The 7,282-nt window shown below is 71.5% G+C and carries 5 protein-coding genes; 4 read left to right on the top strand and 1 reads right to left on the bottom strand.

Features of this window, described 5'->3' with window-relative positions:
- Window positions 1-13: 13 nt before the first annotated feature.
- Window positions 14-2,404 (bottom strand): transglycosylase domain-containing protein, encoded by a 2,391-nt coding sequence (locus ACWC21_RS10215; RefSeq protein ID WP_450880226.1) that lies wholly within the window; start codon window positions 2,402-2,404, stop codon window positions 14-16.
- 1,058 nt (window positions 2,405-3,462) lie between these two features.
- On the opposite strand from ACWC21_RS10215, the gene ACWC21_RS10220 reads away from it, so the two are divergent.
- Genes ACWC21_RS10220 through ACWC21_RS10235 form a run of 4 tightly spaced genes read left to right on the top strand, consistent with a single transcriptional unit; the run spans window position 3,463 to window position 6,912 of the window.
- Entirely contained in the window at window positions 3,463-4,263 is an 801-nt protein-coding gene (locus ACWC21_RS10220) for an ABC transporter permease (protein WP_450880060.1), read from the top strand.
- A gap of 49 nt (window positions 4,264-4,312) precedes the next feature.
- Entirely contained in the window at window positions 4,313-5,077 is a 765-nt protein-coding gene (locus ACWC21_RS10225) for an ABC transporter permease (protein ID WP_450880228.1), read from the top strand.
- Window positions 5,078-5,091: 14 nt separating this feature from the next.
- Window positions 5,092-6,114, top strand: coding sequence for an ABC transporter ATP-binding protein (locus ACWC21_RS10230; RefSeq protein ID WP_450880061.1), 1,023 nt, complete (start codon window positions 5,092-5,094; stop codon window positions 6,112-6,114).
- 33 nt (window positions 6,115-6,147) lie between these two features.
- Complete coding sequence (locus ACWC21_RS10235) at window positions 6,148-6,912, top strand: DUF1707 SHOCT-like domain-containing protein (RefSeq protein ID WP_450880063.1); 765 nt, start codon at window positions 6,148-6,150, stop codon at window positions 6,910-6,912.
- Window positions 6,913-7,282: the final 370 nt, after the last annotated feature.

The raw sequence follows: 7,282 nt of genomic DNA on the forward strand, positions 1-7,282 counted from the left end.
CTTTCCGGTCGGGTCACTCCCGCCAGGTGAATCCCTGGGGGCCGACCGTGGTCCCGGCGTCGTTTCCGCCGTCGTTCTGCCCGCCGGCGTCGCCCGCTGTCGCGCCCCCGGCGTCGTTGCCCGCGGTGGTGTTGCCGGCCGTGTTCCCCGCCGTGTTCCCGGCGGTGTTGCCGGCCGTGTTCCCGGCGGTGGTTCCCGGGCTGGCGCCGGGGGTCGTGTTGCCGTCGGTCGGGCCGCTGGGCGTGTTGGTGCCGGGGGTGCCGGTCTGCCCGGCGGTCTGGCCCTGCGTCTGCCCCTGGCCGGTCTGGCCGTCGGTCGGGCTTCCGGTGGCCGGCTGGCTGGGCTCCATGGAGGGGGGCGCCTGGACGTCCGCGCCCTGCTGCAGCTCCAGGTCGAAGTCGCTGACCGGCTTCCCCTTCAGCGCGTCCCTGGTGTACTGCGCCCAGATCTCGGTGGGTGCGCCGCCGCCGTTGATGCGGGGCAGGCCCAGCGCGCCGTACAGCGGCTTGTGGTGGGCCGTCACCGGGTCCTGGCCCATGACGGACACGACGGTGGCGAGGTCGGGCGTGTAGCCCGCGAACCAGGCCGCCGTGTCCTCCTCCGCGGTGCCCGTCTTGCCTGCCGCGGGGCGGCCGGCCTGCTGGGCGGCGGTCGCGGTGCCGGTCTGGACGACGCTCTGGAGGACGGAGGTCGTGGTGTCGGCGGCCTCTCGGCTGACGGCCTGCTTGGTGGTCTGCCCGGGCAGCTGCACCGCGGTCTTGTTGTCCTTGGTGATCTTGTCGATCATCGTGTACGTGCCGTGCTTGCCGTGGTTGGCGAGGGTGGCGTACGCCTCCGCCATGTCCAGGACGCTGGCGGTCGCGGTGCCGAGCGCGATGGACGGGTAGGGCTGCAGGTCCTTGGTGCCGGAGGGGATGCCGAGGTCGACCGCGGTCTGCTTGACCTTCAACGGGCCGACGTCGACGGCCATCTGGGCGTACACCGAGTTCACGGAGAGGTCGGTCGCCTTGCGCACGGTGATCTGACCGTAGGACTTGGAGTCCTCGTTCTCCGGTGCGTAGGGGCCGCCGCTCCAGCCCTGCACGGGCCGCTGGTTGGTGCCGTCGTAGTAGGTGTTCGGTGTGATGGTCTGGCCGGACTGTGTGGTCGAGCCGTTCTGGACCGCGGAGGTGAACACGAACGGCTTGAAGGTGGAGCCGACCTGGTAGTCACCCCGGGTCGCGCCGTTGGTGTACTGCTTGACGAAGTCGATGCCGCCGTACATGGCGACGACCTTGCCGGTCTTGGGGTCGACGGAGGCGCCGCCCGCGCGGACGTAGTTGTCGACCTTGTTGTTCTTCTTGTCCAGCTTGGAGATCAGCTTGTCGTTGACGGCCTTCACGAAGGCGTCCTGCCTGCGCTTCTGCAGGGTGGTCGTGATGCGGTAGCCGCCGGCCTCGAGCTGGTCCTTGGTGAGGATCTTGTTCTGTACGAGGTAGTCCTTGATCGCGTAGACGACGTAGCCGCGCTGTCCGGACAGGCCGGTGGAGGTCGTCTGCTCCTTCGGCATCGGGAACTTCATGCCGGTGCGCTCGGAGCGGCTCAGCCAGCCCTTCTTGACCATGCCGTCCAGTACGTAGTTCCAGCGGGCGACGGCCGCCGACTTGTTCTCGGGGTGGGCGACGACGTCGTACTCGCTGGGCGCGTTGACCAGGGCGGCGAGGTAGGCGGCGCGGGCCGGGTCGAGGTCGACGGCGTCCTTGCCGTAGTAGGCCTGGGCGGCGGCCTGGATGCCGTAGGCGTTGCGGCCGAAGTAGCTGGTGTTGAGGTAGCCCTGGAGGATCTGGTCCTTGCTGTTGTTGCGGTCCAGCTTGATCGAGATGAAGAACTCCTTGGCCTTGCGCGTGACGGTCTGTTCCTGCGCGAGGTAGTAGTTCTTCACGTACTGCTGGGTGATCGTCGAGCCGGACTGCTTGCCCTTGCCGGTGGCGGTGTTCCAGGCGGCGCGGATCATCGCCTTGGGGTCGACCGCGGACTCGGTGTAGAAGTCGCGGTCCTCGGCGGCCAGGACGGCGTGCTGGGCGTCCTTGGAGATCTGGGCGAGGGTGACGTTCTCCCGGTTGACCTCGCCGTCGCGGGCCAGCTGGGAGCCGTCGGCGTAGAGGAAGACGTTGCTCTGCTTCATGGCGAGCGCGTTGGCCGGCGGGATCTTCACCATCGAGTAGCCGAGGAAGAACAGGCCGAAGAGCAGCAGTACGCCGATGACGAAGGTGCCGAGCACCATCCGCCAGGTCGGGAAGAGACGGCGCCAGCCGGTGCGCTTGGGGCGCTTGGGCTTCTTGCCCTCGCCCCTGGCCTGGCCGTCACCGCCGCCCGGGGCGCTCTCGGGGGTGGCCGTGGTCGCCTGCCCCGTCTGCCGGGGCAGCTGGGCCGTCGAGGCGGTCCCGGGTCCGTTCGGTGCCTCGGCGGTGCCGGCCGTCTGCGCCGTGCCGCCGGTCCTGGGCTGCTGGGGGACCTGGGGCGCCGGGGCGGTCGCGCTCGCCCTGGCCGACGGGCCCGCGGGGGCCGGGGCTCCTGGAGTCGCCGGAGTCGCGGCGACTGCCGGAGCGGCGGGGCCCGCGGGGGGCGTCTGGGTCGCCTTGACGCGGCGCAGGACCTGGGTCTTCTCGGCGGTCTTCTCGGCTGCCTCGGGTTCCGGCTGCGTCCTGGCCGCCGCGTCCCCCTTGCCCCCTGGAGCCGTTGCGGCTCGCGGGGTTGCGGGGTTCGTGGTGGTTTCAGGTGTTTTGGAGGTCGCGCCGGCCCCCGCTGCCGAAGGGGTCGTCGGGGTCGCCGGGGCCGCGGGGGGCGTCTGGGTCGCCTTGATGCGGCGCAGGACCTGGGTCTTCTCGGCGGTCTTCTCGGCTGCCCCGGGCTCCGACCGCGTCCTGGCCGCCGGCTTCGCCTGGGCCGGAGTCTCCTTGGTCCCCGATGCCGCGGGGGCCGCGGGCGGCGTCTGGGCAGCCTTGACGCGGCGCAGGACCTGGGTCCTCTCCGCCGCCTCGGGTTCCTCGGCTTCCTTGGGCTCCTCAGGCCCCTTGCGCTCCGCGGGTGCCTTGGCCGCGGGCCGTTCCCCGGCCGCGTCGGTTTCCGCGGGTGCCCCGGCTTCCGCGGGTACCTCGGCCGCCCGGGCGGCCTTGCCGTCCTTCTCCTCCCGGTCCACCTGCTTCCCGGGCCCTTCAGCCGCGGGCGGTTCCGTCGGCACCCCGCCCTGGTTTCGCGGCTGCGGCTGCGGCTCGTCGCTCATGTCGTGCACGGACTCCTGTGTAACGTCGTGTCGCCGTACGCCCTCGTACGTCCTCTGCGCCCCCGAGTGAAGACTCTCGCACCAAGCGTTCCGTTCCCGGATTCCGGCGCGTGTCCGGCAGGAAAATGCGTGGTCGGCCGGTACGGCCGCGCAGTAGGCTCCTGCGCTTCGGTGTCAAAGGCTCCGGGAGGTAGATCGACTTGGGCGCTGGACGGTTGTACGCGGCCGTCGCGGCGGGGGGTTTCAGACGGTACGCGACTTATCGCGCGGCCACTGCGGCAGGGGTGTTCACCAACACGGTCTTCGGGGTGATCCTCGTCTACACCTACCTGGCGTTGTGGGACGAAAGACCCCACCTCGGGGGCTATGACCAGGCGCAGGCCGTCACCTATGTGTGGCTGGGGCAGGCGCTGTACGCGACGCTGGCGCTGCAGGGCGGTGGTTTCGAGGTCGAACTGATGGAGCGCGTCCGTACGGGTGAGGTGGCGACCGACCTGTACCGGCCGGCCGACCTCCAGGCGTGGTGGCTGGCCACCGACCTGGGGCGGTCGCTGTTCCAGCTGATGGGGCGCGGGGTGATCCCGTTCGCGTTCGGGCTGCTGGTGTTCCCGACGGCCGTTCCCCACGATCCGCTCCGCTGGGCGGGGTTCCTGGTCGCGGTGGTGCTCGCGATGGTCGTCAGTTTCGCGATCCGGTTCCTGGTGGCGCTGAGCGGGTTCTGGCTGCTGGACGGGACGGGCGCGCTGCAGATGCTGATGATCACCGGGATGTTCTGCACGGGGATGGTGCTGCCGCTGAACGCCTTCCCGGGGGCGCTCGGGGAGGTGGTGCGGGCGCTGCCGTGGTCGGCGCTGCTCCAGATGCCCGCGGACCTGCTGATGGGGAAGGCGGACGCGTGGCGGACGTACGCCTTCCAGGCGGGGTGGGCGGTGGTGCTGCTGGCGGCGGGGCGGCTGGTGCAGGCGGCGGCGACGCGGCGGGTGGTGGTGCAGGGTGGGTGAGAGCGGTGCGGTGCTGGAGGGGCTTCGGGCCTACCGGCTGATCGCCGGGATGTGGATCCGCTCGACGATGGCGTACCGGTTGTCCTTCGCGATGACCGCGCTGGGCGGGCTGGTGGCGAGCGGCCTGGATTTCATGGCGATCCTGCTGATGTTCTCGCGGGTCGACGCGCTCGGTGGCTACACGCTGCCCGAGGTGGCCTTCCTGTACGGCCTGTCGGCCACGTCGTTCGGGTTCGCGGACCTGGCGATCGGCTCGGTGGACCGGCTGGGCCGGCGGGTGCGTGACGGCACGCTGGACACGCTGCTGGTGCGGCCCGCGCCGGTGCTCGCGCAGGTCGCCGCGGACCGGTTCGCGCTGCGCCGGATCGGCCGGATCACCCAGGGGCTGCTGGTCCTCGGGTACGCGCTGGGCGCGATGGACGTCGACTGGACCTGGCCGAAGGTGCTGCTGCTGCCGGTGACGATGGTCAGCGGCGCGGTGATCTTCTGCGCGGTGTTCGTGGCGGGTGCCGCGTTCCAGTTCCTGGCGCAGGACGCGTCCGAGGCGCAGGCCGCGTTCACGTACGGCGGTACGACGCTGTTGCAGTACCCGCCGACCGTGTTCGGCAAGGAACTGGTGCGCGGGGTGACGTTCGTGCTGCCGCTGGCCTTCGTGAACTGGGTGCCGGCGGCCTATGTGCTGGGGCGGCCGTATCCGCTGGGGCTGCCGCGGTGGGCGGCGTTCGCGCCGCCGTTGGTGGCGGTGGCGTGCTGCGCGCTCGCGAGGCTGGCGTGGCGGGCGGGGCTGCGCTCGTATCGGAGTACGGGGAGTTAGGGGCGTTGCGGGACATGGACGACGGTTTCGGCGAAGGTCTCATCGAACTCGACGGTGTCGAGAAGGTTTTCGACGTCCGCAAGAAGACCGGTTTCCTGAAGCGGGAGCGCCGGGAGGTGCGGGCGGTCGACTCGATCTCCTTCCGTGTGGCGCGCGGTGAGATGGTCGGTTACATCGGCCCGAACGGCGCCGGCAAGTCGACCACCATCAAGATGCTGACGGGCATCCTGACTCCGAGTGGGGGCCGGCTGCGGGTCGCCGGCATCGATCCCTCCCGTGAGCGCACCCGTCTCGCGCGCCGTATCGGTGTGGTGTTCGGGCAGCGTACGACGCTGTGGTGGGATCTGCCGCTGATCGACTCGTACCGGCTGGTGCACCGTATGTACCGCATCCCGGACCGGCGTTACGAGGAGAATCTGGAGCGCTGCGTCGAACTGCTGGAACTGGGCGGTCTGCTGGACGTTCCGGTGCGTCAGCTCTCGCTCGGCCAGCGGATGCGCGGTGACATCGCGGCGGCGCTGCTGCACGATCCGGAGGTGCTGTACCTGGACGAGCCGACCATCGGTCTGGACGTCATCTCCAAGGCCAGGGTGCGCGGGTTCCTGCGGGAGCTGAACGCCGAGCGGGGCACGACGGTGCTGCTGACCACGCACGACCTGCAGGACATCGAGCAGTTGTGCTCGCGGGTGATGGTCATCGACCACGGTCGTCTGATGTACGACGGGCCGCTCGCCGGGCTGCACGAGGTGGGGGAGAGCGAACGGATCCTGGTGGTGGACCTGGAGCGGGAGCTGCCGCCGATCGAGGTGCCGTCGGCGCGGGTGGTGAAGGTGGAGGGCCCGCGGCAGTGGCTGGCGTTCCCGGCGGCGCAGTCGGCGGCGCCGCTGGTGGCGGGCATCGCGGCGGAGTATCCGCTGGTGGACCTGTCGGTGCGGGAGCCGGACATCGAGGCGGTGATCGCGACGATGTACGCGGGGCAGGCCGGGCGGGCGGGGCGGGCCGAACTCGGCGGCGGCCGGGAGGAGTCGGTGTCGTAGCCGTGGGCCCGGGGGACCTCGTAGTCTGCTGTCATGACCGACGATGCCCCGGATCTGCGCGCCTCCGACGCCGACCGTGAACGAGTCGCCGAGGTCCTGCGGGACGCCCTGGCCGAAGGGCGGCTCGACATGGAGGAGTTCGAGGAGCGGCTGGAGGCGACGTACAAGGCGCGTACCTACGGTGAGCTGACGCCGATCACGCGTGACCTGCCGACGCCGGGTACGGGTGCGGGCGGCGCGCCTGCCGTGTCCCTGCGCAAGGAGCCCGCCGCGAGCGGGGACTGGGCGGGGCGGATCGTCGGTGGCGAGGGGTCGTCGGCCGGTGCCGTCGCCATCATGTCCGGCTTCCAGCGCAAGGGGCGCTGGACGGTGCCGAAGCGGTTCACCTGCTTCGCCTTCTGGGGCGGTGGCGAGATCGACCTGCGCGAGGCGTACTTCGCGGACCGCGAGGTGGAGATCACCTGCGTCTCGATCATGGGCGGGATGCAGGTCGTGGTGCCGCCCGGGGTCGAGGTGGTCGTGCGCGGCCTGGGGATCATGGGGGGCTTCGACCACCGTGAGGAGGGGGTGCCGGGCGAGCCGGGTGCCCCGCGGGTGATCGTCAACGGGTTCGCCTTCTGGGGCGGGGTCGGGGTGGAGCGGAAGGTGACCCGGGAGGAGCGGCTGCGTCTGAAGGAGCAGCGGCGCCAGGAGAGGCTGGACCGCAGGTCGGAGCGGCAGGAACTGCGCGAGGCCCGGCACGAGCTGCGTGACCGCCGCCGCGACGAGCGGGAGCACCGCCGGTACGGGGGGCGCTGAGCCGCTCCCTGACGGGGCCCGCTTCCCAGCAGGAAGTCTCCCCGTCGCGACGCCGAGCCGCGCCCCGGCAATAAGGGTGGCGCCGAGCCGCACACCGGTGGTGAGGGCCGTCGTCCCGGCGCCGCGTCGTTGCCTTGGCGGCGGGTCCGGCCCACGGCGGGTGGGCCGCCCTGGCGGTGGGCCGCCCACGGCGGTTTGCCCCGCCCGCGATGGTGGGCCGCCCACAGTGGTGGATCCGGCCCACGGCGCGTGGGGGTTCCCTGGCGGTGGGCGGCGGTGGGCCGCCCACGGCGGTTTGCCCCGCCCGCGATGGTGGGCCGCCCACAGTGGTGGATCCGGCCCACGGCGCGTGGGGGTTCCCTGGCGGTGT

It is taken from the genome of Streptomyces sp. NPDC001348 (assembly GCF_053597535.1).

Bases quoted from the DNA above. Each gene is read 5' to 3' on its own strand.
- ACWC21_RS10225 (WP_450880228.1), top strand. From the start codon at position 4,313: ATGTGGATCCGCTCGACGATGGCGTACCGGTTGTCCTTCGCGATGACC.
- ACWC21_RS10230 (WP_450880061.1), top strand. From the start codon at position 5,092: ATGGACGACGGTTTCGGCGAAGGTCTCATCGAACTCGACGGTGTCGAG.
- ACWC21_RS10235 (WP_450880063.1), top strand. From the start codon at position 6,148: ATGACCGACGATGCCCCGGATCTGCGCGCCTCCGACGCCGACCGTGAA.